The organism is Variovorax sp. AC103 (assembly GCF_979254005.1).
Map to the genome: position 1 here is coordinate 1 of NZ_CEEDFC010000093.1, position 246 is coordinate 246.

1 pseudogene is annotated in these 246 nt (G+C 65.4%); it reads left to right on the forward strand.

Annotation, left to right across the window (positions count from 1 at the left end):
* Positions 1-199: pseudogene (locus AC0IYU_RS34930) on the forward strand (branched-chain amino acid ABC transporter substrate-binding protein); the annotation flags it as partial.
* Positions 200-246: the final 47 nt, after the last annotated feature.

Genomic DNA, 246 nt, shown 5'->3' on the forward strand with positions numbered 1-246 from the left:
CTCGGTGGTCGGCCCGGTGCGCATGCGGGGCGAAGACCATCAGCTGTTGCTGCCGCAGGGGGTCAACACCATCGCGCCGGTGGACGGCACGACGGTGAAGGTGGGCTGGGAAGGCACCAACTACGGCTTTCGCACCGAGGCTGTCTATACGGGGAACGAACTGGCACAGGGGACTGATTGCAAGAGGGTCCGGCCTTGAGTCTTCGGGGCGCCGTGGTTCATCAGGCGCTGCTGTTCAGGGCGTGT